Source organism: Okeania sp. SIO1H4, assembly GCF_010672695.1.
GTDB classification, from domain to species: Bacteria; Cyanobacteriota; Cyanobacteriia; order Cyanobacteriales; family Microcoleaceae; genus Okeania; species Okeania hirsuta.
In genome coordinates this window covers 1-26185 of record NZ_JAAHGB010000078.1, presented here as the reverse complement: position 1 = coordinate 26185, position 26185 = coordinate 1, and the positions used below count along the sequence as shown (strand labels likewise).

Genomic DNA, 26185 nt, shown 5'->3' with positions numbered 1-26185 from the left:
TAGCGCTGTGCGCAGGGAACAGGGAACAGGGAACAGGGAACAGGGGGAATAAATTGCCGATCATATAAGACTTCTAGCTCTTTTGCCCCTACTACAATTTGTAAATATACCAGCGCTCATTGCTATAACTATTCGATCGGGAATTCCTATTAAATCTACATCTTTAAATTTAACACCCGCCCCCTCATCTTACTTAAACTTTGTCTTGCAGAAATATTTTTCAGCAATACCAAAATTCTAGTTATTGCTGAAAAGTGTAAATTAAGTTAATGCTTTCTCAATTAAGTCTTTTAAAGTAGATAATACTTCCTCTACCAGAATTTCCTGAGATTGATGAGTCGCTCTTTCTACCAATTCAACTTTACCTGACTTGAGCGATCGCCCGGTAACTATTCGATAAGGAATTCCAATTAAATCTGCATCTTTGAATTTAACACCCGCTCGCTCATCTCGGTCATCTAAAATAGTCTCTATTCCAGCTTCATTTAATTCTTTATAGAGACTTTCTGCCACTTCCATTTGTTGAGCATCCTTAATATTAGGAATACAAATAACCACATGATAAGGAGCGATCGCCACAGGCCAAATAATCCCATCCTTATCATAAGACTGTTCCACTGCTGACTGAGCCAAACGGGACACACCCACACCATAACATCCCATCACCAAAGGCTTTTCCTCACCCTGCTCATTTGTATAAGTTGCCCCCATAGCTTCAGAATATTTCGTCCCTAACTGGAATATATGACCAACCTCAATACCTCTAGCAGTTTCTAAGGTTTGACTGGGGTCATGGATAGAGCGATCGCCTTTTTCAGCCTTTCGTAAATCCACGACCAACTTTGGCAAAGTAAATTCCTGACCCCAATTTGCCCCCATAACGTGATAACCAGATTCGTTACTACCTGTTGCGAAATTTGTCAAGCTTACGACCGTCTGGTCTACCATTCGTAAGAACTGAGAACTTACCTCTTTACTAGAAGTAATATAATCATCAGACAAATCTGGAGCAATATAACCCAAAGGTAAAGACTTAGTTGCCCATTTCTTTTGAGCCTCCACATCAGGCACAGTCAAAGCCAAAACAGTTTTTGCTTCATAATTTCCAGCCAACTTAGTCAACTCATTCAACAACTTCACATCATTAACATCTTGGTCTCCCCGGATATTCACCAAAACTAAAACAGTCATTCCATTGTCATAGACTGACTGGTATAAAACATTTTTCACAATATTAGTAGGAGAACATTTGAGAAACTTGCACAGCTTTTCAATAGTCTCCGTGCCAGGAGTTTCCAATTTTTCATAACTCTCAAAAGGTGAAATTTCTGCATCAGGTGGGATAGAAACAGCTTTTTCCAAATTTGCTGCATACTTGCCATCCTCGGTATAGAGAATTTCATCCTCACCAGCATCGGCCAAAACCATAAATTCTTGAGACCCAGACCCACCAATTGCCCCAGAGTCAGCATCAACCGCTCGAAATTCTAATCCACTGCGACGTAACATATTTCGATAAGCCTTATCCATATCCTGATAAGTCTTTTTGAGACTTTCCTGGTCAGCATGGAAAGAATAGCCATCCTTCATAATAAATTCCCGGCCTCGCATTAACCCAAACCTGGGGCGAATTTCATCCCGGAACTTAGTTTGCAGTTGATAGAGATGTAGGGGTAGCTGCCGATAGGAGCGAATCATATCTTTAGCAACAGTAGTAATTACCTCTTCATGGGTGGGACCTAACCCTAACTCCCGATTTTGACGGTCAATTAGAGAAAACATAATACCCTCAGCCTGAGTATAAGTATCCCAACGACCAGACTCTCGCCACAGGTCGGCGGGTTGAAGTTGAGGAAGCAGACATTCTTGGGCACCAGTAGCATCCATTTCTTCGCGGACTATTTTGGAGACTTTATTGAGGACTCGCAACATTAGAGGGAGATATGCGTAGAGACCACTGCCGATGCGACGAATATATCCAGCACGGATGAGGAGTTTGTGGCTAGGAATTTCTGCTTCTGCGGGGTCGTCTCGGAGAGTGACTAATAACATTTGAGATAGTCGCATGATTGTTCCTTGATAGAAATAATGATTATTTCAGATAGTTTAGGACATCTGGTACTGCTTCACAGAAGTCAAAAATCAAAAGTTAAAAAGCAATATCCGCAACAAAAGCTCTGACTCTCTTAAATGAGTAAAAACTCCTATTGCGACATACGCAACAAAAGCTCTGACTGTTTTAAATGAGTAAAAACTCCTATTGCAATATACGCAACAAAAGCTCTGACTGTTTTAAATGAGTAAAAACTCCTATTGCGACATACGCAACAAAAGCTCTGACTGTTTTAAATGAGTAAAAACTCCTATTGCGACATACGCAACAAAAGCTCTGACTGTTTTAAATGAGTAAAAACTCCTATTGCGACATACGCAACAAAAGCTCTGACTGTTTTAAATGAGTAAAAACTCCTATTGCGACATACGCAACAAAAGCTCTGACTGTTTTAAATGAGTAAAAACTCTTAATGAAGAAATTGTGCGATGGGAGTGGGTTACTCCTGAAGTTGCTTTTGATTTTCCTTTGAATAGTTATACTCAAATACTGGTTGAAAAGTATAGCGCTAGGGAATAGGGAATAGGGAATAGGGAATAGCAAACTGTAAAAAGGTTTGAGGATTGAAAAATGTCCGCGCCCAATTCTTGTATTGCTATATCTAGGTAATTTTAAGATTAATGTTTAGTTGAAGAGGAAAGAAAAAAAGGCAAAACAGAGACTTTCAATCAGGAATATGGATAATGAAATTTAATTCAGGGAAGTCTTATACCAAGGGTGTTGAAGAAGGAGACAGGAGACAGGAGACAGGAGACAGGAGGAAAATTACATGGGGATTCGCTCCCCCAAGTAATGCGTGAACACCCCCGTTGACGGTGGGGTATTAAACCCACAAAGAAAATGATAAATGTTTGCTACAAATAATTTTCTAGGTGGAGCGGTGGTAGGTGGTAGGTACATGGTTTAATTACCTTGAGGAAATTTAGTTATTAGATAACATATTTTTTCGTATTGCTCTTCACTAGAACAATATTTTTTAGGAATTATTATAAAACCTTGTGGGTTGATAAATATCAACAGCATTTTAGGTGTTGTAATATGTTTGTAAAACCATCTAAGTTTTAGTTCTTGATAAGCACAAATTTCAATAATTTCATCTTGTTTAAAAATTAAAGTAACTTGATTATTAAAAAATTTTCTTTGCTTCTCAAATAAATTTTTAGACAAAAAAGGCAGCCAGGTCCATTCATAAAATACAAATGCTAGAAACAAAATCAAAACGAAGATTGCATAAAAATTAGGATGAGGACTGACTGCAATGAATAAAGCTAAAAATAATACATAACATAGAGCAATAAATCGTAGAATTTGGAAAATAAATCGACTACGAAAATCAATACGATTTGCTTCTATATAATCTTGTATACGATAATTGATAGTTAATTTTATTTCTTCTTCAAACATTTTTTATCGGTATTTAACTAGAGACTATTTAATATCCAATTATTTATAATTGTTTTTGTTAAAGTAGTCGAAGGAAAGGTTAGGACAGATTGACAGCTTAAAATTCAGACAACGCAATATTTTTTCTTCTTCCTTCTACTTTCTTCCTTCTACTTTCTTCCTTCTTCCTTCTTCCTTCTTCCTTAAAATATAAATGCTAATTACTATAATGACCTGATACTCCCATCTCCAAATAATTAGAAATTTCCCGACAATAATCATTACATAACTGTGACATTCGGAAATCTTCACTACGAGGATAATTCACATCTATTTTGACATCTGCTACTACCCTACCAGGGCGGGCAGCCATAACAATTACTTGTTGAGATAAATACACCGCTTCATAAATATTGTGAGTGACAAAAACTACAGTCCAATTTCGTTCTTGCCATACCCTTAATAGATCGCTATTCAGTTTACTGCGAGTCATTTCATCTAAAGCTCCAAAAGGTTCATCCATTAAAACAATTCTTGGGTTAGTTACTAATGCTCTAGCAATAGAAACTCGCATCTTCATCCCACCTGATAGTTGTCGTGGGTAAGAACGTTCAAAACCATCTAATCCTACTAAATTAATGGCTTCTTGTACTATTGTTCGAGATTCTCTGAGAGATTTTCCTATTAATTTTAGAGGTAAATGTACGTTATCAATAACGTTAGACCAAGGCATTAAAGCTGGTTCTTGAAAGACAAAAGCTAATTCATTTTTATCCCGGTCTATATTTGATTCAACTTTTCCTGAACTAACTTCGCTTAATTTTGATATTAATCGCAATACTGTACTTTTTCCACAGCCAGAGGGACCAACAAAAGTCACAAATTTACCATGATTAATTGTAAAATTTATGTCTTGCAAAGCAATTGTTTTATTAGGATAAATTTTATTTACATGATGAAAGGAAATAGCAGTATTATTAGGATTATTCATATCTAAATCTAATATGATGGTGCTTTATTACTTTTTTTAAGTCTAACATAAATATCAATAATTTTTATGGGATAAAAATACTTGTTTGTGTGAAATGAGGTTGGCGATCGCTATTTTGAAGGTAAGTATTTACAACATTTTTTATAATAGTAAAATACTATTTTATTTTTAGATTAATCTCTGTTATACGATTTTGAAAAAAGAATGTTATAAAACTCTAGTTATAGGAAACAGGGAATAGGCAACAAAGTCTCAAACATTTATCAGACTGGTATTACTTGTTGTGCTAAAAATATGTAGTTTTTCTAGCTAAAAATACTGTATTTAACAATTAAAATCACCTTTTTGTTGAAAATAGCCCAGTTAATGTTAATTATTCTTACTTTTTACTTCTCCCCCACTCAACAAAATGTAGAAAAGTGTTTGAGAAATGGTATAAAGTCTCCCATTTTAAGGCGATAATAAATAAAATTTTTCATGATTAGTCAATGCTCTCCTTAAAATGGATAGAATTAACGAAAAATAATTAATTTTTAAAACCTTAATTAAAGCAATTGCCAGAGCTGTTAGTGCAGAGAAAATCATAAAATTATTAGACAAATTTTATAGGCGATAGCGATGTTTCTCTTTGAGGTTAACTATCAAATATAAGTATCTATATAGAATTCATTACTGACTCTAATTTTATGTAAATTTTGTAGTAAAAATGTTTCAATACCCTATTCTCTATTGTACCTAATGCCGCTACGCGGAAGTCAAAATTCAAAAGTTAAAAGTATTGATTGGTAAGGCTTTTAGGATTTTGTAACTGGTCAGTTATTTCTGCCATCTTGCACTAACTCATTTCATCTTAAATTCATATTTAAGTAGCAATATCAATATATAGCAATCTTATTTGAGTTGTGAGATATTGTAGATTTTAGGAAATAAGGAAAAGGGAACAGGCAATGAGAAAGAATGATGAGTATTTTCTGCTCAAGAGACAAACTGAGTACTAATCCTACTGGAAATCCTAATCAGATTATTAACCCACTAGAAAAAAAAAGAAAATCAGAATAAATTTAATGACCGATAAATTTGAGTTGTATAAAATTAGATATAGCGTTTATTAGTAAGTGTATTAATTATTGAAAAATCTTGAGGTTATAGTGATGGAAACTATTCGTATTCGTCTACAGGGAATGAGTTGTGCTGCTTGTGCAAATAGAGTTGAAAAAGCAATTAAAGAAGTATCAGGAGTCATTGAATGTAATGTTAATTTTGCCCTCTCTCAAGCTACAGTTTCTTATTATTCTCAAGAAACTAATTTAACTCATATTCAAGAATCTGTAATAAAAGCTGGTTATTATGCTTTTGCAGAATCTGAAGAAGAAGAAGATACTGAAAAAAAAGTTAGGGAAGCAGAAGAAAAAGAGTTAATCCGTAAAGTTATTCTTGGGGGAATTATTAGTAGTTTATTATTCATTGGTTCCCTACCTGCAATGATAGGATTATATATTCCTTTTATTCCTAGTTGGCTGCATAATTCTTGGGTGCAATTATTTTTGAGTTTGCCTGTACAGTTATGGTGTGGTCAAAGTTTTTTTGTAGGAGCATTTAAAGCATTTAAACATTATACTGCGGATATGAATACTTTAGTTGCTTTAGGAACAGGTGCTGCTTATTTATATTCTTTATTTGCTACTTTAAACCCCAATTTTTTTATTACTCAAGGTTTAAAAGCAGAAGTATATTATGAAGCTTCATCAGTTATTATTACCCTTCTCCTATTAGGAAAACTATTGGAAAATCGTGCTAGAGGAAAAACTTCAGAAGCTATTCGTAAATTAATGGGTTTACAAGCAAAAACTGCTAGAGTTATTCGTAATGGAAAAGAGAGCGATCTTCCCATTCAAGAAGTTGTAGTAGGAGATGTAATTTTAGTCCGCCCTGGAGAAAAAATTCCTGTAGATGGAGAAGTTGTAGAAGGAGAATCTTCTATTGATGAATCTATGGTGACAGGTGAACCAATTCCTGTTAAAAAACAACTAGGAGATGAGGTAATCGGAGCAACAATTAATAAAACAGGAAGTTTCAAATTTCAAGCCACAAAAGTTGGTAAAGATACAGTATTAGCCCAAATTGTACAATTGGTAAAAGATGCTCAATGCAGTAAAGCACCTATTCAAAAATTAGCAGATAAAATAACTGGATGGTTTGTGCCTGTAGTAATAACCATTGCTATTATAACTTTTATTATTTGGTTTAATACCATGGGAAATGTAACTCTTGCCATGATTACTACGGTAGGAGTTTTAATTATTGCTTGTCCTTGTGCCTTGGGTTTAGCAACTCCCACTTCTATTATGGTTGGTACTGGGAAAGGAGCAGAAAATGGAGTTTTAATTAAAGGTGCAGATAGCTTAGAATTAGCACATAAATTAACTACTATTGTTTGTGATAAAACTGGAACAATTACTCAAGGAAAACCTAGTGTTACTAACTATATTACGGTTAAAGGTGTCACTAATAATAATGAAATTGAACTATTAGCAATAGCTGCTGCTTTAGAAAAAAATTCAGAACATCCTTTAGCGGAAGCTGTAGTTAATTATGCTCAATCTCAAGGAGTAAAAAATCCCCTACCAGAAGTGACTAATTTTGAAGCTGTAGCAGGAATGGGAGTACAGGGAAATGTATCAGGAAAGTTGGTACAAATTGGTACACAAAGATGGATGGATGAATTGAAAATTGATACTCAAACTTTACAATCAAATCGCCAACAATGGGAAAGTGAAGCAAAAACTACTGCTTTAATAGTTATTAACGGAAAAATTGAAGGTTTAATTGGAATTGCTGATGCAATTAAACCATCTTCTGGGGATGTAGTTAAAGCTCTACAAAAAATGGGATTAGAAGTAGTAATGTTAACAGGAGATAACCAAAAAACAGCAGAAGCGATCGCCTCTGAAGTGGGTATTAAAAGAATTTTTGCTGAAGTACGTCCCGACCAAAAAGCTAGTATTATTCAATCTATTCAACAAGAAAGAAATAGTTCAAAACAAAAACATAAAATCGTCGCGATGGTAGGAGATGGAATTAATGATGCTCCAGCATTAGCTCAAGCAGATGTAGGAATTGCTATTGGTACAGGTACAGATGTGGCAATGGCAGCTAGCGATCTAACTTTAATTTCTGGAGATTTGTGGGGAATTGTTACGGCAATTCAACTCAGTCATGCCACTATGAAAAATATTCGTCAAAATCTATTTTTTGCCTATATTTATAATGTTTTGAGTATTCCTATTGCTGCAGGTATTTTATATCCCTTTTTTGGTTGGTTATTAAATCCAATGATTGCTGGTGCAGCAATGGCTTTTAGTTCAGTTTCTGTGGTAAGTAATGCTTTGCGTTTAAGGAAGTTTAAACCCAAAGTTTATCTATAGATATCAAATGGGTTCTATTAAGCATCTCCTTCATGCATAGGGAATAGGGAGTAGGAGGAAATAATTGATGAATAAGAGTGCAATAATTGACTTTATTTTTGATTATTGGAGATATCTATAACTATATAAATTAAATATCAATATCCTAATACCAAATTCAAAAAAGGCAGTTACATCTTAATTTCTGATTTATTCCTAAAAGAAAAAATTATAAATCCCATAAATTCTAAAATTTCCACCTTTTTTCCTCTTTAATATTTATGTTTTTCTTTCCCTGTTCCCTGTTCCCTTTTCCCTGTGTTGTCACGCTTTGCAATATTTTATAAATTGGTATAACTTATGACTTCTGAATTATTAGTCAAAAACCCCTACCTTTATAAAGATACGGTTAGGGGTTCTATAGAAATATAGTAGTTTCAACAATTAATAATTAGGGTTTGCGTATGGAAAGTATTTTTGCTGGGGTAGGAGACAGGAGACAGGAGACAGGAGACAGGAAAAATGGGAATGAGCGAAGAGATAGGAGTTAAGAATTATCTATCAATTTTTCTGCCATAATCATCCCAAAATACTAGCATGCATGAGCTTTTTACACCCAAAAGCTGGTACTTTTTTAAACCCTAAAACGCTAAAACCGTTATCTGTCAATACTTTGCTAATTAATTAGCAAGCCCTCATTAATAATTAATAATTACCTCTTATTTTCAAGGGGATGATTTACGCAAAAGGGATTTTTTTTTCTCTCTTGGTCGATTGGATATGGCGAGGAAACCCGTTCTTACAGACCCGCTCCGCTAACGCCATCCCTCGACCGCTTGTTTCTCCTTGAAAGGAGAGGCTTTAAACCTTAATTATTCGGCAATGAAAATTTTGAAAGAATTTCAAGATTTTTAGAGCTTAATTTGCCAACATATCTATTATTTGTTATAGTATAAGATACTAATTTAGTATAAATTGACGAGCAAGTATTTATGTCGATAAAAGTTTATGCTTTTTACAATAATAAAGGTGGTTTTGGTCAAACAACTTTATGTTCTAATGCTTAAATATTGTATGCTTAAAATAATGCAGAGACACAAATTTTAGTTATTGATATGTGTCCTCAAGCTAACATTTATCAACTTTTACTTGGAGGTGGAAAAGAAGGATATGAAAATAATCAAAAGTTGCAAGGAACTTACACAAGATGTAATGTAGTAGGGTTTATTTATTGGATTTTGAAAGCTAATGCTGACTTTAAATCATTACCAAAAAATTCTACTTATAAAGTTCGAGCCTCACTCTATAATGAATCTATTCCAGAAAATCTGTATTTAATTGCTGGTGATTCTTTTTTAGAATCTTTGTCGTTAGCTCTTAATTATTCTGTACTTAATCCAGCAAATATTACTGCATGGAAAAATCATATGACAGCAATTAAAAGATTATGTCGAAGTGAGTTTGACAAAGAAAAATATAAAGAATTAGTTGTTTTCATAGACTGCAATCCTAGTTTTTCCATCTATACACAGATGGCATTACTTTCTTCTGATTATTTAATAATTCCTATGATGGCTGATTTTACTTCATTAGAAGGAATTAAAGGGATTTTAATGCTACTTTATGAACAATATCCTTCAGAATCTCTCAAAAAATATGCCAGTAAAGTTATCACATTTAATAAGCAAGTTAAGCAGTTCGAGCTGAAATTACCTAAAATCAAACAATTTGTTTTTAACAATTACACAAGCCATAAAGGTGTAGCTAAGGCCTATAAATATATCAGACAAGAATTAATTAATTTCTGCTATAAACAATATCAAAGTTTTCCTCAATATTTTACTAGGAATGATAATTCATTAGATTCTCTCATTACATGGCAAAATGCCTATGTTACCGATGTCAAAGATTTTCATTCTTCAGGAAAAGTCTCTGCATCTATCGGCACTCCTTTACATCAACTTCCTGATAAAGGGGAAATTTTTAAAATGCCAGATGGAGAAGAAATTACTTTAGCTAAACATAGATATGAAGAAGCTGTCGAAAATGTAAAATATTTAGTCTCAAAATTATAACCTTCATCTCAATCTTATGTAGAACTGAAACATCTAAATTAGTATTTAGTAATTGTTAAATACTTCCATCAAAGTCATTCAGAAATTACCACTAATTTTAGGTCATTGGGGTGACGGAGCGGGTGGGTTCATCTAAATTTAATCTTGACCAACATTAAGAAGAACGAGGATATATATTTTAATTTCTCCCAGACTCCCCATATTCCCCTCCCAGGAGAGGAATACAGGAGACAGGAGACAGGAGACAACCCACCCCTAACCCCTCCCAGGAGGGGAAGAATGGGAATGAGCGAGGAGGTAGGAGTAAGAATTGTAAGAATAATTTTTCTGCCCAACTATGCGCCTAAAATACTAACTTTTTGAGGGTTTTAGACTGAAACAGGCGCTCTTTTTAAAAGCCCCAAAAAGGTGCTTATCTTTATCTGTAAATACTTTTAGATTTAATCAGCAAGCCCTAATTAATAATTATTAATTATTAATTAAATAATTCAGCTTTATTAGCCGACCCTTTCAAGGGAAAAAAAGTGCTAGGATATTTCCTTATATTCAATTCCGTAACGGTTTTAACCAGAGGTAATTATCCATTATCCATTATCAATTAATGAACGACATCATAACAATGCACCACTACCACCTATTTAATATATGAAAATGCTGAATATAATTTTAGAAGTTAAATTAAGTAGCTCAAATTAGAACAGAAAATAGTTGTGGAAAAGAAACAGTAAATTTTGAACAAATCTTACTTCAATAAAACCTTGCACAAAATATATTTGGCGTAGATATTTTAAAAAGTCCTGAAGCTCAGAAAACAAAAGTATCAAACCTATTTTTTGTGACTTAGACTTGATACTAATGGCCTTAATAATATGAACTACTCAGCTTTCTTCTGCAATACTCTTCTCATACATAGGAGTGTTAGAACTTTTTTTCTTTACTCTGCAATAGTTACTCTTAAATTTTTATAATTTGATGTTTTATATCATGTCGCTTTGTAATCAAAAACTGCCTTCTCCTTTTCCTTCTTTTTCTCTCCTGACTCCTGAGGACTGACTCCTGACTCCTCCGTAGTTATTTATAAGTATTTAACCGGACATGATATTACATTTCGTCGTGCGAAATGTAGGATTTAAGATTTGTAGAAATAATAATAGACCACTAGATATGCTAAATCCATATATGATTATTCTTGCAATGTCAGATTTTCTGGTTTAGGTTTATGTTTGAAAAATCAAGATAACTTTGAGTTAAGAGTAGGCCATGTCCTTTAAAACTCTGGAATATTGACCATAAGATTCACTCAAATGTTTATCATAACTACCTTAGTAATTGAAGGGACATCATTAAATTATGCAAGAAGAAAAAGATACTACAAAAGAAGTAGGAGTAAGCCCTACAGAACCAGGTTCTCTAACTACAGTATCCAATTCTGAAGAAACATCCGACCAGTTCCAAGATATTAAAAACCAAGTCTTGGAAATATTATCAGAGCTACCAGCTATTATATCTGGCTTCTTTGGACAATATCAGAAGCCAATTGTTACTCTTGGCTTAATTCTAGGAGTCATTGTTACTCTCAAGGTAATGTTGGCAGTAATCGAATCATTAAATGATATCCCGCTGCTAGCCCCTACTTTCGAGTTAATTGGTATTATCTATTCTGGGTGGTTTATATATCGCTATCTACTTCGTGCTTCTAACCGCCAGGAGTTATCCGTAGAGCTTCAAGCTTGGAAAGAACAACTTTTAGGGGAAAAATCATCAAGTAAATAAAAAAAAGCCCCAACAATTAAGACATTGGTTATTAATTTGAAATTACATTTTCAATAAATTAACCAATGTCTTAATTTTTTAACTACTTTATTTGACACTCCACGAGATAAATTCCCGTAGATTCTTCCTAGGAGTTGTAAATTGGTTAAAACCACGATTTTCACATTACCGAAAAATTGTGGTTTAAAGCCTCCCCTTTTAAGGGGATAATAAATAAAAATTTTCCTTTGAGTCAATCCTATCCGTTTTAAAGGAGAGGTAATAATTAATTATTAATAATTAATTATTAATTGTTGAACAGTATCATATCCTAGTATGTATACAGCAGTCGTTCACGCTTATGGTGTCAATTACAACTACTCTTTCCAGAATAAAAGACCAGTGAGGCTACTTTTTAAGTTTTTCGTAAATTAAAACACATTTTTTTGACTACGGAGAAAATCCATCGAGTAGTTTCCATCTAGCTATTAATAGCGTAAGCTCCGACCTAGGAGTCAAATAGCTGATTTCCCACTTACCGAAATTTTACTATGACCTACAAATTTGTTGCAGAGTAGCAGTAAAATTGGGATAAGAAATGCTTGCAGCTTCAGCCTGATGGATATTGGTAGTGTTAGTCACATTAAGAGCAGCGATCGCCAAACTCATAGCAACTCGATGATCCCCATAACTCTCAACATCACCACCAGTCAAGGCCACACCACCAGTAATTTCCAATCCATCCGGTAATTCTGTAACTCTAGCTCCCAGTTTCTGGAGTTGAGTGGCCATAGCCATCAAGCGATCGCTCTCTTTGACCCGCAACTCAGCCGCATCCTTAATCACAGTTGTCCCCTCAGCAAACATAGCAGCAACTGCCAAAATAGGAATTTCATCAATAAGTCGTGGAATTATCGCACCAGAAATTTCACAAGCTTTCAAAGGACTATAACATACTCGTAAATCAGCCACAGGTTCTCCAGCAACAACCCGCTGATTTTCCTGTATAATATTAGCCTGCATCATTTCCAAAGCTTCTAGTATGCCTGTGCGAGTAGGATTAACACCAACATTTTCAATTACCAATTCTGACCCAGGCACAATAGCTGCTGCTACTAACCAAAAAGCTGCCGAACTAATATCACCAGGCACAACCACATCTTGACCTTGCAATTTAGCTGGACCTGTCACAGTTACACTATTTGTTTCTGGGTCAATACTAATTTGAGCCCCAAAAGCTTCCAACATTCTTTCACTATGGTCTCGTGAAAGAGCAGGTTCAGTTACCGTAGTTTTCCCTTCCGTCATTAAACCAGCAAACAAAATACAAGATTTTACCTGGGCTGAAGCAATGGGAGAATGATAATGGATCGGTCGTAACTTTTGTCCCTGAATGGCCAATGGGGCTAAAGAGCCACCTTTTCTACCCCAGATTTGAGCGCCCATCTGTGTCAGAGGCTCAATCACACGGGACATGGGACGCTGGACCAGGGAACTATCTCCAGTAACAGTAAAAAAACGTTCGGGATGGGAGGCCAAAATCCCCAACATTAGTCGCATTGTAGTGCCAGAATTACCACAGTCCAAAACCTGAGATGGTTCTATGAGATTATCTAGTCCAACTCCCTGAACCTCCACCAAGTCTGTATTGAGTTGAGAAATATCAGCCCCAAGAAGTGAAAAACATTTAGCACTGCTGCGGGGATCTTCCCCTAGAAGCAAGCCTTTTATGGTAGTTTTTCCTTGAGCGATCGCTCCTAGCATAAGAGACCGATGAGAAATTGATTTATCTCCAGGAATTTGAATGTTACCTTTGAGGCATAGACCTGATTGTGGTCTTTGAATTATCAAAGTTTCTTGACTATTTGTAATTTGTGTAGTTACTACAGCAGGTATCATAAAATTAACTATAAATTTGCAAAATTTGCACAGCCACAATTTTATAGGAGTCTGGGAAGGGTGAGTAAATAAATACCTGTGCAGAATTCATTTAATATCAAGTCCTGATAATTAGTGATGAAAAAACCTATCTTCTTACACAAAGCAAATATCCTTATTGTCCCCACTCCCTACTCCCCGCTCCCTATCCTAATATCCTAAGCAACTCAATATTTGCTATAAATACCAATAAAAAATTTACTACTAATTGTTATACTGTTAGCAAAAATCAGTTAGGAAAACCGTATAGAGAGGTTGACCAAGAGAAAAGAAAATTCAGTATTTTAAGCCTCCCTACAAATTGGAGGAGGTACTGTTAACTGTTAACTAAAATGACCATTAAGGGAAGTTTTGGCGATTAGAACTGATGAGTCAAAGCCTCTGAGGATTTCTTTTAGACTTTATCTTGTCTTTTTCTTGTCTATTTGTAGCTATTCTAGTTGATTTGAGACAAATTTTGAATATTAATTTAGTATTGCATTCTGACAAACATCAAAATACTGTCTTTAAATCACTCAAGCTTATATCTAAAATTATTCGATCAAATTGTTTACTATGAGTAGTAATAAAGTAAATATACAAAAAATAAATAATTTCATCTAATTTAATGTAGTAATATTATACCTAGTTAATTCTTCAGCAAAAAATAAAGTAGCTCAAAAACCTCTTTCTTTCAGGCTTATATATTTAAATTATAACTATCCTACTTACTATCTTGCTTTAATTTTGAATACCGACTATAGCATTAATAAATAAACTGTAAAACACCAGCAATTTATTTTTCTCTAACAAACAACTCTCTGATTACTTTTGATGATTTATCTTTTTCTTTGTGGGTTGACTATCCCCCGGTCTACAGAGTGTTGACAATTGGTTGGGGTTTGAGTCACCATCCACTTTTTCCTTCTTCCTTTTTCCTTCTTCAAGATTCTTTAAAGCAGTAAAATTTAACTCATCAAGTGATAATTTGATATATTTAGTTAAAACATTGTAACAAAAATAAACAAAGATATAATTAAAATCAATAAATTTACTTAGACTGGCTACTGGCAATAGTTTAGTGTAGATAATTTTAAAGTTTTTTTATAAATACTATCCCTTGTGTCCAACTACATAAATATGCTACTATAGGAATAGTTAATATCTTAAGATGAGTTAATGACCCGAGCCTCAAAATTCAGGAGTTAAGAAAAAAGTTATTGTGAATTGCCTTTTTGCTTTAACTACTATATTTATTAGCATAGTATTTGATGATGCAATGATGTTTAATAATTTCCTAACCTTGATATCAAAGTGTTATTAAATTTTTTTTGACCTCACAAACTTCAAAAAAATTATGAGAGAGATGAATTTGATTGATACTATATTACTTCTCTATTAATAACAATTAACTAAAATAATTTAACACTGCTTCACATGAAGTAATTGCTTGAAATAATTGTCAGCTAAATTTTTCAGCCAAAGGCATCTTTGTTTTGACTTTCTTGAGTTCATCTTAATATTATGTTTGCGTAGGGTTTCCGCAATAAATAGAAACCTTATAATTATACATTTGATCTATGAGTTCCATAAAACCTATCAATAACAAACCACAGATATATAGCATATTATAGGTTGATGAAGTACAGATTATCTAATCACGATCTTAATCAGTAAATATTGTTGTTGTGCAGGTGTACCTAACTTACTTAAAAGTGCTGTATGTTCCGATAGCTTAAATTCTGAGTCAGAATAGAGTTAAATCTAAATTAGAGTTTGGCCAAGGTTACGTGCGAAAGAAAAAGCTATTAACCAAGAGTAATATTTTTGATCTTTGTAGAACTAACAACCATTAAATAATTACAACTTACCCTAAGAAAACAGATGCTAACTTATCAACGCAAATCCGTAAGTCTATCATTAATATCAACAGACTTGCCAATTTGGTCCATAGTTGAAACAGCGGCCACTGTATATCATAAAGACCGCGATCAATTTCATATATTATTGCATGAACCTGCAATTACAGACAAAGAAACATCATGTATAGACATAGATGAGCCATCAATATTGCCAACTGTCTTAAAACCAAGACTTTTATGGCTAGAAGTTTCCCCGTCCCGAGTCATTATGACTATGCAAGGAAACGGTAAATATTGTTACCGCCATATCTGGGAAAGAGGAGTATATGGCATCTGTCGTTATTGGTTACAAGACGAGTCATTCAATTTACATTATCAGCTACAAATGCGTAACTTTACCCGTAACCTAGTAGTTCAGGGAAGACCAGTTCCAGATTATCTGCGTTTAGAATATGAACTATGGTCTCAGCAGTTACGCATGGGACATTATGTACTAGAGCTAGAAATTCATCACTAATAGTTTGATTGAAGTTACCAATCAATATTTTTCCTAACAAAAACCACTTAAAACTTAACTGTCAATTCAGTTATCAGTTAGCCTCCTTCGGAAGAACTGCGTTAACAGTTATCAGCATCTCCTGCAATACAGAAGCGAGAAGATGCAGAATTTTCTTTATCTTGGTCGATTGGATATGGCGAGGTTTCCTCGCCATCCCACCCTTAGGAAAGTTCCGAAGACCGACCGCTTTCTATCCCCTTAAAAGGGAAGGTTTGAGACCCTATATTTTTGGTAATAGAAATTATTTATTAGGTGTAAAGTGCTCTAAACTTATTTATCTTGACAATAAGTAACCAGCTTATCTAACAAAATATCTTTTTCTGTAGCAACCTTATTAGCTTGCTGGCCTGTTTGAGTAAGTTGATTTTTAGCCTGATTAAATTTTTTTCTACCCTCTAATGAAGCTTCAACTTGTGTGCTAGTTTTAAGAGCTACACTCATCTCAAGAAAAGCTTGAGAAAGTTCTTTAAATGTTCGAGTTAAGTCTTTTTGAAACTGCTGAAGAGTTTCATCCTCAAGTTTGAGAGCTTCTAACTCCTGAGAAATTGCTTCTAAATCTCCTCCTAGCTGATTAGTTGTCGCAGCATCAAAGGAATTTTCAGAATTGACAAGAGTATTTCCTTTGTTAATAGTAACAATCAATTCATTACACTGAAGAACTTTGCTAGGGCTACAACTAGTGATGGACAAATAGACTAGAATGGTGCCACCAATAATTTTTAATTTACGAAACATTGTTTAAAATCTTGCAAACTAAGGAGGTATACTTTATAAAAACATAGTTATATCATTTCCGGTTGAATATTGATAAATTAAGTGAGCAGGAAGATGGCGTTGAAGTTAGAGAATCAGTTTTTTCATAACTAATTAAAGAGGAGAGGTCTATTAAATAAGACAGGTATTTAATAATTTGGGACTACTCTTTTTTTACCTACTCAAAGTAGACTTCTTTTTTCTCACTAATTTTATATATAGGAATTGAATCATTATCAATAAAAATAATTTTTGATGTATAGAATTATTAGGTTAAAATCGCTTTAATTATTGCAATTTATACTTGATACGATAATATTTAGATTAACTCTAGTATCGGGAATATTGACAAAGTTTTGATTATTTTTTTTCCTAAATTAACATTTTGTTACCATTATTAATTTTGAAAAATTATTCATAATGCCATTTTTTTTGTGAGTGATGAGAACATGAATTATCTAAGCGATCTGTTATATTCAAGTAATCATTAATGTGAAATTATTTATTAACTAGCTAGTTTTTTGATTTGATCCTCAATTAATTTTCAGGCAGAAGAAATTGAAGAGTTAACTTTAAATTTGTTACAGTTTACAGTATCGATCAATGAATTTCAGAAGTCTACCGATAATTCTAGCTTGATTAAATATTAATGTAGCTAAGTGTAGCTAGGTGTTCAAACCAATATCAATACTAGCAAAATTTTCTTCTAACTCGTATTGTATTTGTTTGGCTTCAGAAATCACTTCAATGACATTAATAATTAGTCTGATAGACTTAATTCTTGACAAAAATTTATCCCAACTACATCATGATTTATTAAAAATACGCTAAAAGTATTGACTAATTATGTCTATATTTAGCTATATTAACAGTAAATGTTGGTGATACCTAACAAGTATAAAAGTTGGCTCAAGAACATTAAAATGCCCGAACAACCAAGAAAAATCAACAATAATAATAAATCCACAGATAATTTTCCCATTGTAATTTCTTTTGGATTAGCATTGCTAATGCTAGGTTTATCCTGGCGTATATTCACAATCATTGCTATTGCTTCTGGAGTTACCTGGTTCGTCAAGCGTTATCAGGAAAAACAACAACAACAAAAAGATTATTTGAATAACATATTCTATCAGTTAATTCAGGAAAATAATGGGTATATTACAGCCTTAGACTTAGCCATAAACTCCCAACTATCGGGAAAAATAGTCCAAGAGTTTCTTGATGAACAAGCCAAAGAATTTGGTGCTGAATTAGAAATTACACAAGAGGGTAGCTTATTATATTATTTTCCTACTGCTGTATCTCTAGTGGGAAGACCAACGGATAAAATTTTAGAACACAATACTCAATTAATCCCGAAAGTTTCAAATTATGAGACTCAACTGCCAAAGAATTCCCAACTAAATTCTCATCTAAAAGATTTCCCAGAAAATTCCCAACTTCAATCTGCTACTGAAATAGCTTCTCCTCTTACCCAAAAAGAATTAGCAATTAGGCTTAATGTTCATGCTAGTACTATCAGTAAACGGAAAACAAAACCTGATTTTGGAGAATGGAGTAGTCAAAAAGATCCGGAATCAATTGCATGGAAATATTTTAAAGAACAAGCACAATTTTTACCTATAATTCCTAGATTTTAAGCACAAAGTTTTAAATTAAATCAATGGCTTTTTTTTAACTTTTAGATCCCCAATATTTTACTTTTATCAAAAAATTTGGAGAGCAAAAGTTTACTTAAAATTTACTTGGCCTTAAGTCACAATTAAACAATAGCTTTACTAAAATTCAAGGACTTAATTTAAAAAGCATTTCCTGAGGGAATTCTCCTCAAACAGCAATTTGGTGCAGTCAGTATTTCCTAAACGGAATGCTCCGCAAACAGCTTAGATTTATACTGAAACCGAGTAAATGCAATTTCAAAGAGAATTTCAACCCCTCTTGAATTATCTAGTGTCTACAAGCTGGGAATTTCAACTCAAGTTGATAGCTGAAAGCCGATCGCCAAGAGCTAGTTAAAGAACCACTTAGATATTTTTCTATATTCTATAATTGCCTTACTTGACAAAAAGATAAAATTATGTTATAGAGAAGTAGAAAAATAAAATTAAAAATGGGCTATGTATTGAAAAATAATTATAACAAAATGTGAGAACAAACTTAAAAATCTTAATTAAACATTACAATAAAAAAAATTATAGGTAAGTGTAGCAAATGATGCCCAGAATACTCGTCATTGACGACGATCCTGCGATCGCAGAACTCGTTGCTGTCAACCTAGAAATGGCTGGCTATGAAGTTAGCCAAGCAGAAGATGGCATAAAAGGGCAAGCTCTAGCCCTCCAACTACTACCAGACCTGATAGTATTAGATTTAATGCTACCAAAGGTAGATGGGTTTACAGTTTGTCAACGTCTGCGTCGTGATGAACGGACAGCCGATATTCCGGTACTGATGTTAACTGCTTTAAGTCACACCCAAAATAAAGTAGAAGGCTTTAATGCTGGAGCAGATGATTATCTGACAAAACCCTTTGAAGTAGAAGAAATGCTGGCACGAGTGCGTGCCCTACTCCGACGCACAGATCGAATACCACAAGCAGCTAAACATAGCGAAATTCTGAATTATGGTCCTCTGACTCTTGTTCCTGAAAGGTTTGAGGCTATTTGGTTTGAGCAGACAGTCAAACTAACTCATTTAGAATTTGAGTTACTCCATTGTTTACTGCAACGACATGGCCAGACAGTATCTCCGAGTGAAATTCTCAAGGAAGTCTGGGGTTACGATCCAGATGATGATATTGAGACGATCCGAGTCCATATTAGACATCTGAGAACAAAGATGGAACCAGATCCTCGCCATCCTCGGTATATTAAAACAGTATACGGTGCTGGTTACTGCTTAGAGTTACCTAGTAATAGTTCCAGTTCTAATAATGTGGAAACATCTAATTTGGCAAAACCAAATCAGGAATGGGTGAGAGAACCTTAAAATAATTTCCGGTTGAAAAATTATAATTTAGGTATAAAAAACTGAACTGACAGAGAGATTTTTTCAAAATTCTGTAATACCTTACGAATTACAATCTCTCAACCGGAAATATAAATCAATTAACACTAACTGATTAAGCTTAATTTAGTTTTCAGTGAAGGAATAATGGTAGTCCTGGATGGTAATGGTGAGGATATATGTTTTTTAATTTTTCCCAAACTCCTAGTGCTCTCTACACTCCCCATCCCCCCATCTCCCGAAACTCTCGGTGCTTCCTTTACCATTACTATGTACCACCACCGGAATAATTATTCGGCGGGAATCCTGTAGAGTCAATAGACATCTGGTGAAAATAAACTTACCCTTTATTTAACATAAGCTAGAGTTGTAAAAGTCAGTTCCCTAAATCATTTTTCGTACCTTTTTCCTAAAAATCTATTCCCTGTTGCTTTCCGGAGCTGTTGCCTGTTACCTGCTATGTGCAAAAAGTATATATCTTTTTCACGCCTATGTCTAATATTGAAAAGATCGGAAACTAGTCCTCTGAGTTGCCAAAAATCCGCTAAAATCCATTAGTATATATGAGGATTTATACTATGTGTTGGATTAGATATATCAAAATAGCTCTAGTTAATACCATTGGAGCATTAGTAGCAATTATTTGGGTGCCTGTTCCTCAAGCAGTGGCACAACCTTCACTTCTAGAACAAGCAAACTCAGCAGTTTCGCCTTTAGAAACCCTCGAGTCAATAAACAACAACTTAAAAACTACAAGAAAAGTAAATTCACTATCAGAACTTTACCAGCTTAGAGACGAAATAAAAGCTGAACTGAATAAAGTTTCTCAAAGGCCAACTCTCCAAGAAGTAGAAGAACCCTGGCAATACCAATTTCACCTACAACAGTATGAAAAAACCCTGAAAAACTTCCGTAATGTAGAAGCTAATATTATTAGAGAAGAAAAAGCGCTTCAAAGCTGGAAGCAAGCGATCGCCAAAGCAAGTAAGGCAGTAGAAAAAGGAAAAACAATTCAGGCAAATTACCAAACTTGGCAAGAAGCAGAAAATCTTTGGTTAGAGGCAATTTTCAACCTGCGCCAAATTCCCCAAAACTCGTTAATTACAGATAAAGCGATCGAAAAAATGATCGAATATCAGGGTTATTTAGCAGTTGCCTCCTATGAAAAAGTCATAGCAGCAAGAAGATGGGTAGAAAATACAGAAGATGACACAGACAATAATACAACCAATTATTCACCCATTGCATATAGTTTATCTCCTGGTTTCACCATATATGGCGACACCAACAGAGACGGAGAGTTAGATGAAGCTGACAGATCGAGTAGAGAAAAATGGACTTTATCAGAAGGTGCATTGATGCTATTTAATAGCGATGATGATAATGGCGATCGAATACCAGACTGGCGCGATCGAGAAGTTAATGGCAAAACAGATGAAGCAGACTTAGCGCTGGTGAATATTCAAGTAGCAGAAAATTATCAAGATGCTCAAATCTATATCTCAACAGATACAGATGCTAGTGACTATATTAATGTATTCCAAAAAACAGAATACGGATGGCAACCAGTAGATATTTCTGGTACTGAAGCATTAATATCTAGAGAGAAAGTAGTATTAGGTGTGGAAGCTAAACAGTTCGCCGATCGCAACTGGAAAGGAGTCGTTAAATTAACAGCGATCGCTGAAAAAAATGGTAGACAAATTGCTTCTGATAGTATTCAAATAGGTGTAGTCCCCTGGTTAATGTCTCCCAATACTGCTCCAGTCAAAGAGCTTCATGTCAGCGAACGTGGTTTTGGCAATCAAGAATTTGTGGCCAAAATCAAACAGATCGTCGAAAGAACAGGTGCTAAAGCTCAAATTAATTCTGGTGGCACCACCTGGATGCAAGATACTAAAGAAATAGGTTATGTGCAATTTCCCTCTCAAGGTAAAACCCATAATATGAATGTGGTACTCAAAGCTAACCGTCCTGGGGAAAATGACCAATACGCTAGAAGTCTGCTCAAAGAAGATTTTGGCTGGTTTGAAGTAGGTAAACCTAGACAACTCGATCCCCTAAATAGATGGGCAGATGCTTATGGCAACCTAGAAGTGACACCACCTTTGCCAGGATACGATCTGGGAAGAATTTATTATGGTAAGGCAGGTGAAGTAGGTCTGAATCCAGAAATCGTTGATTTTATTAAAGCACAAAAGATTCAGGGTCCGCCAGTAGATATTGATACTTCTTGGTTAATGATTCGTCATGTAGATGAAATTATTAGTTTTATTCCTAGTAAATTTGGCAAACCTTTAATGTTAATTGTTAGTCCAGAAGCAGGGGTAAAACTATTAGAAGAATTGAGTCTACAAGGATATGGACAAGCGGCAATAAATCGTGGTTTAAGTACTCAAACAACGGTACGAGCAGCGCTAAAAAATCAGAAGTTAATTCAGCATAATCTCTATTTGCAGCGGGAAAAATTAGACCCATTAATTGACAAATTGAAGCGGGAATTTAATTTAAGTGATGACCAGATTATTCAAGTACCAGCTATGTTTGGATATAGCGGTTATTCTTGGTGGCCAAATATGGTAAATTCGGTGGTAGTGAATGGAGAATTGTTAGTTTCAAACCCCCTAGGAGCATTAATTAATGGTAGAGATTATACTCAGGAAAAATTCCGCAGGTTAGTAGCTGATGCTAGTTTAAATATTAATTTTATGGACGATAAATATTATCAGAATTTAAGAGGAAGTATCCATGATGCTACAAATACAACCCGTTTAGGAAAAAATAATCCTTTCTGGAAATCTTTGTCTGAGGATATTATTTCAGGGAGTAGGGAATAGGGAGTAGGGGAGTGGGGGAGTAGGGGAGTGTGGGAGTAGGGGAGAAAGATTTTTGTTGGGTTTATCCATCTATTGCAACATTTACAGCACTTTGTGACTCTATGAAGTACACCCCGAAGCGGGCAAGATGCCTGCACTACAAGATTTTCACCATTTACCTTGTACATCATTTGACTAATACCATTTTCAAAAAATATTGCTACATTGGCTATTCAAGGTATTAGGTGTTAGGTGGTAGGTGGTAGGTATAAGAAATAAACAGTGAAGATTTTTCAATTCCGTTAAGCATCTATATTTTACTGTAACAATCTTGCTTGAATTTGGTATAAAATATGCTGTAATATCATGTCCGGATAAGAGCGTGATAAAAAAACTTTATCCCTTCTAATCTTTTCTTCCCTTCTGCCTTCTGCCTTCTGCCTTCTGCCTTCTGCCTTCTGCCTTCTGCCTTCTGCCTTATGCCTTCCTTCTTCCAAAGTGTAAGTATTCAACCGGACATGATATAAGATGAAACCGTCTACTACATGATTTAATATTTATTTGACAAATACTCTTTTAATCAAGTTAAGAAGTCTTATTTTTGACTTTTGATTTGCTATTAAACCCTATCTATCAGGAGAAAAAATGTCTGATTTTATGGATTTTTTGAAGCATAAATATGCTTATGTTGCCTTGGGAGAATTTAAACCAGGAAAGTTTGAAGAAGCAAGGGAACTTTATGAAAAAGCAGTTGCTACCTATAACGACGGTTTTAAGGGAGCTTATTTATTGCAGTTGCCAGGAACAGATAAAGGTATTGCTGTAATTTTTTGGGAAGGTGTTGAAGATATGGATGCTAATCAAACTGATGCTTATAAAGCGGCATTGGAACAAATGTCACATTTATTTGCTAAACCACCAGAAACTAATTTTTATGAAACTGTTACTGAGATATTGCCAGAGTAATATCATGTCCGGTTGAGCAGTTGCAAGGAGGAGTCAGGAGTCAACCCACCCCTCGCCCCTCCCCCTCCCAAGAGGGGAACTCAGGAGTCAGGAGGGAAAAAGAAGAAGAAAGTTTTTGGTCGCGTAAGCGGAACGGAGTTCTATCGCGCTATTAAGCGGACATGATCTAATTGGGTAGATAAGGATAGTCTTGGTCAATTTAATTAGACAAATTTTGCCTTGAATATCCTGACAATTAGACGAATTTTCCTCTGCATTATAAATTGGGGGATAGAAAAAATCTATTCCCCCTACTCCTGAATATTACGAACTAATTTTGATTGTAATCTGAATCCGATCTGCAGCACTAGAAGGAACGCACCATTTTAACAGCGATCGCTTAATTTCCTCTATAATTTTTTTATCCTTCAAACTGGAAACTTCATCATCTAAAATTACTCGGAGTACGCGATCGCCTTTCACCTGCAATTCCAAAACTATTTCACCATGAATATTTGGTGGTATATTCAGATTTTGTAGATGCTGTTGGAGATTTTCTTGCCCTGCAGCATCTAACCCGATAACTTGGATAATTTGCAAAGGAGTATCAGTTGAGTTTGCAGAATCTTTTTGTTTGAGAGAAAGTACCATTCGCATAAAATTCCCTACTACTTTAGGAGTTTCCTCCACATTTGCAACTTCCTTCAAGTCTGTCGCTATCCGTTTCAGAAGTTGCTCGGAAGTAGGAATTTTTCGGTCGCGGACTAATATTTTAACTAAAACCTTATCGTTAGTTTTGAGAACGCGCTCTATGTGAGAAAGTCTTACTGGATAGTCATTATCCGAAATGTTGTAGCGCATTCTTACTTCTTTAGTAGAAGCAGTTTCCTGTAGTTCGCCTTGTTTCAAGAATCTCGAAATTCCTTTCTTGATACCCGAAGACCCTATTTTCTCTTGTTGCTCCACCGAATCTATTGCTTGAAGTTGCGATAGCTGCATCATCAAGTCCGGAGAGTCAGAATAAGTTGACATGATACGATCTGAATCATTGTCTAGCATCCGACACAGCAAGTCCGGAGAGTCGGAATAAGTTGACATGATACGATCTGGATAATTGTCTACTCGAAATCTTTCAGGTGCAGCACCGAACCCCTCATAACTCACTCCCTCTGGCATTTCCACAGGAACTTCCATCGAAATACTCTTACCACCAGGTTCAACACGCACCTCTTCACTCACCGCAACAAACGCCGTATATTCTGACAACAATTGATAACTTAAAGCGGTCTCCGTCACTTCTTTTACCACCGACTTCTTATCATAATCAAACATCTGATTCATCAAATGCTTAATCTTTTGCCTGGCCCAAATTTGAGCAACTGCTATATTGTCAGAATCAGCAAAATGAATATCGAAAGTCTGCTGATAAATTTCCCCACCAGCAGCAATACCATTAACCTGTAACTCACCTCCCACAGCATCCTGTTTTTGCCCAAACAAAACCAAAGGTTGCTCGGCAAATAAATCTGGAGTTGTCACCGGATAAATTTCTGGTACTTCACCCCGACCATTCCACTCAACCTCAATTTGAGTCAATACTGGATTATTAATTTGCTGAAAAAATTTCTCTGCTACTTCCTGACTTGGTTCATCCTGTCGCACAACTCTGGCAATACCCCGCCCAATTTCTGCTAAACGGTTAATCAAATATCGATTTACCGAACTACCGACACCAAAACTATAAAGTCGGTTTCCTGGTTGGAGTTGGTCTTGCACTTCTGCCAATACTGCTTTTTCATTACCAATATAACCATCGGTCAACATCACAATACTCCGTAGTCTTCCCGCAGGTGGAGGCGGAAAATTCAAAACTTCCTCGATGCCATTCAATAATTCAGTGCCACCATTTGCAGTTAATCTATTGATATAGTTAATTGCAGTGGCAATATTGTTAGGTGTATTCGGTAGAGGTTGTTCTGACAGTTTTCTGGCAGTATTGGCAAAGTCGATAATTGTGAAAGTGTCGTTGGGGTTAAGTCCGTGGATAAAACGGCGCATTAATTCCTGGCATTTCAACAATGGTTCTCCCCTTTGGGAACCGGAAGTATCCATGAGGAAAACGACATCTTTCGGCACAATTTCATCACTGCGATACCGTAAAGCGGGAATTAGATAAACGGCAAAATATCCGCCACGTTCGTCTGCTTGAGTTAATACTGTTGCTTTGGTACGATCGCTAGCAACTTTATAGCGGAGAATGAAGTCTTTGTTTGGGATGGTGTCTTCATTTCCTAATTTAACCGTAACAATTTCTCTTCGCTCAGATGTTTGAATTTGGTGGGATATGGAATTCACCTGAAAAATTGGCATCCCACAGTTTATTTCTACTGTCATACCAATATCATGTCCCGAACGAGTTGCCGGGGGAACTATTGGTGGTGTAATTTGACTAGCATCGGGAACTTGGTCTGTATCGCCACTTCTATCTATAGGTGTTCCGGGAATATAACGAGGTCCGACTACCATTGGAAAGACAAATTCATAATCCCCACCTTCAAACTTCAGGGAGTCTGTGTAGCGAATAATCACATCTATTTGCTCCCCTA

Annotated in this window: 19 protein-coding genes; 10 read left to right on the top strand and 9 right to left on the bottom strand. The window is 35.2% G+C overall.

Going from position 1 to position 26185, the window contains the following annotated elements:
- Positions 1 to 261: 261 nt before the first annotated feature.
- The 3 genes from proS to F6K06_RS28915 all read right to left on the bottom strand — a co-directional run bounded on the left by proS (position 262) and on the right by F6K06_RS28915 (position 4487).
- Positions 262 to 2067 (bottom strand): proline--tRNA ligase, encoded by a 1806-nt coding sequence (gene proS / locus F6K06_RS28925; protein WP_124154456.1) that lies wholly within the window; start codon positions 2065 to 2067, stop codon positions 262 to 264.
- A 949-nt stretch (positions 2068 to 3016) separates the two neighbouring features.
- Complete coding sequence (locus F6K06_RS28920) at positions 3017 to 3517, bottom strand: YcxB family protein (RefSeq protein WP_124145878.1); 501 nt, start codon at positions 3515 to 3517, stop codon at positions 3017 to 3019.
- 196 nt (positions 3518 to 3713) lie between these two features.
- Complete coding sequence (locus tag F6K06_RS28915; protein ID WP_124145877.1) at positions 3714 to 4487, bottom strand: ABC transporter ATP-binding protein; 774 nt, start codon at positions 4485 to 4487, stop codon at positions 3714 to 3716.
- 1151 nt (positions 4488 to 5638) lie between these two features.
- Here F6K06_RS28915 and F6K06_RS28910 point away from each other — a divergent pair.
- From F6K06_RS28910 to F6K06_RS28895, 4 genes are all read left to right on the top strand, one after another.
- Entirely contained in the window at positions 5639 to 7912 is a 2274-nt protein-coding gene (locus F6K06_RS28910; RefSeq protein WP_124145876.1) for a heavy metal translocating P-type ATPase, read from the top strand.
- Positions 7913 to 8991: 1079 nt separating this feature from the next.
- The gene (locus F6K06_RS28905; RefSeq protein WP_275670403.1) at positions 8992 to 9966 is read left to right on the top strand and encodes a ParA family protein; all 975 of its coding nucleotides are present in this window, start codon (positions 8992 to 8994) and stop codon (positions 9964 to 9966) included.
- Positions 9967 to 10110: 144 nt separating this feature from the next.
- Positions 10111 to 10329, top strand: coding sequence for a hypothetical protein (locus F6K06_RS28900; protein ID WP_124154454.1), 219 nt, complete (start codon positions 10111 to 10113; stop codon positions 10327 to 10329).
- Between the two features lie 987 nt (positions 10330 to 11316).
- Positions 11317 to 11739 carry a CAAD domain-containing protein gene (locus F6K06_RS28895; protein WP_124145875.1) on the top strand — a complete coding sequence of 141 codons (423 nt, stop codon included), beginning with the start codon at positions 11317 to 11319 and terminating at the stop codon, positions 11737 to 11739.
- 528 nt (positions 11740 to 12267) lie between these two features.
- Here F6K06_RS28895 and aroA read toward each other — a convergent pair.
- Both aroA and F6K06_RS28885 read right to left on the bottom strand, forming a co-directional pair.
- Positions 12268 to 13617 carry a 3-phosphoshikimate 1-carboxyvinyltransferase gene (aroA, locus tag F6K06_RS28890; protein ID WP_124145874.1) on the bottom strand — a complete coding sequence of 450 codons (1350 nt, stop codon included), beginning with the start codon at positions 13615 to 13617 and terminating at the stop codon, positions 12268 to 12270.
- Between the two features lie 843 nt (positions 13618 to 14460).
- On the bottom strand, positions 14461 to 14709 hold the full coding sequence (locus F6K06_RS28885; RefSeq protein WP_124145873.1) for a hypothetical protein: 249 nt from the start codon (positions 14707 to 14709) through the stop codon (positions 14461 to 14463).
- 810 nt (positions 14710 to 15519) lie between these two features.
- Here F6K06_RS28885 and F6K06_RS28880 point away from each other — a divergent pair.
- Positions 15520 to 16014 (top strand): hypothetical protein, encoded by a 495-nt coding sequence (locus F6K06_RS28880; RefSeq protein ID WP_124145872.1) that lies wholly within the window; start codon positions 15520 to 15522, stop codon positions 16012 to 16014.
- 312 nt (positions 16015 to 16326) lie between these two features.
- On the opposite strand, the gene F6K06_RS28875 is transcribed toward F6K06_RS28880, so the two are convergent.
- Both F6K06_RS28875 and F6K06_RS28870 read right to left on the bottom strand, forming a co-directional pair.
- Positions 16327 to 16791, bottom strand: a complete 465-nt coding sequence (locus F6K06_RS28875; protein WP_124145871.1) for a hypothetical protein — start codon at positions 16789 to 16791, stop codon at positions 16327 to 16329.
- Positions 16792 to 17474: 683 nt separating this feature from the next.
- A complete protein-coding gene (locus F6K06_RS28870; RefSeq protein WP_275670402.1) occupies positions 17475 to 17597 on the bottom strand; it encodes a hypothetical protein in 123 nt (40 codons plus the stop codon).
- Positions 17598 to 17732: 135 nt separating this feature from the next.
- Here F6K06_RS28870 and F6K06_RS28865 point away from each other — a divergent pair, with 135 nt between their 5' ends.
- The 3 genes from F6K06_RS28865 to F6K06_RS28855 all read left to right on the top strand — a co-directional run bounded on the left by F6K06_RS28865 (position 17733) and on the right by F6K06_RS28855 (position 22655).
- Positions 17733 to 18452, top strand: coding sequence for a hypothetical protein (locus F6K06_RS28865; RefSeq protein ID WP_287240409.1), 720 nt, complete (start codon positions 17733 to 17735; stop codon positions 18450 to 18452).
- A 574-nt stretch (positions 18453 to 19026) separates the two neighbouring features.
- Entirely contained in the window at positions 19027 to 19800 is a 774-nt protein-coding gene (locus tag F6K06_RS28860; protein ID WP_124145896.1) for a response regulator transcription factor, read from the top strand.
- 596 nt (positions 19801 to 20396) lie between these two features.
- Positions 20397 to 22655, top strand: coding sequence for a protein-arginine deiminase domain-containing protein (locus F6K06_RS28855; RefSeq protein ID WP_124145869.1), 2259 nt, complete (start codon positions 20397 to 20399; stop codon positions 22653 to 22655).
- 296 nt (positions 22656 to 22951) lie between these two features.
- Here F6K06_RS28855 and F6K06_RS28850 read toward each other — a convergent pair whose 3' ends face one another.
- Positions 22952 to 23146, bottom strand: a complete 195-nt coding sequence (locus F6K06_RS28850) for a hypothetical protein (protein ID WP_124154450.1) — start codon at positions 23144 to 23146, stop codon at positions 22952 to 22954.
- Between the two features lie 133 nt (positions 23147 to 23279).
- On the opposite strand from F6K06_RS28850, the gene F6K06_RS28845 reads away from it, so the two are divergent.
- Positions 23280 to 23600, top strand: a complete 321-nt coding sequence (locus F6K06_RS28845; protein WP_124154449.1) for an antibiotic biosynthesis monooxygenase — start codon at positions 23280 to 23282, stop codon at positions 23598 to 23600.
- Positions 23601 to 23620: 20 nt separating this feature from the next.
- On the top strand, positions 23621 to 23755 hold the full coding sequence (locus tag F6K06_RS28840) for a hypothetical protein (protein ID WP_287287728.1): 135 nt from the start codon (positions 23621 to 23623) through the stop codon (positions 23753 to 23755).
- A 148-nt stretch (positions 23756 to 23903) separates the two neighbouring features.
- On the opposite strand, the gene F6K06_RS28835 is transcribed toward F6K06_RS28840, so the two are convergent.
- Positions 23904 to 26185: after-VIT domain-containing protein (locus F6K06_RS28835; protein WP_287323333.1), on the bottom strand; the 2282-nt coding region annotated here is incomplete at its 5' end.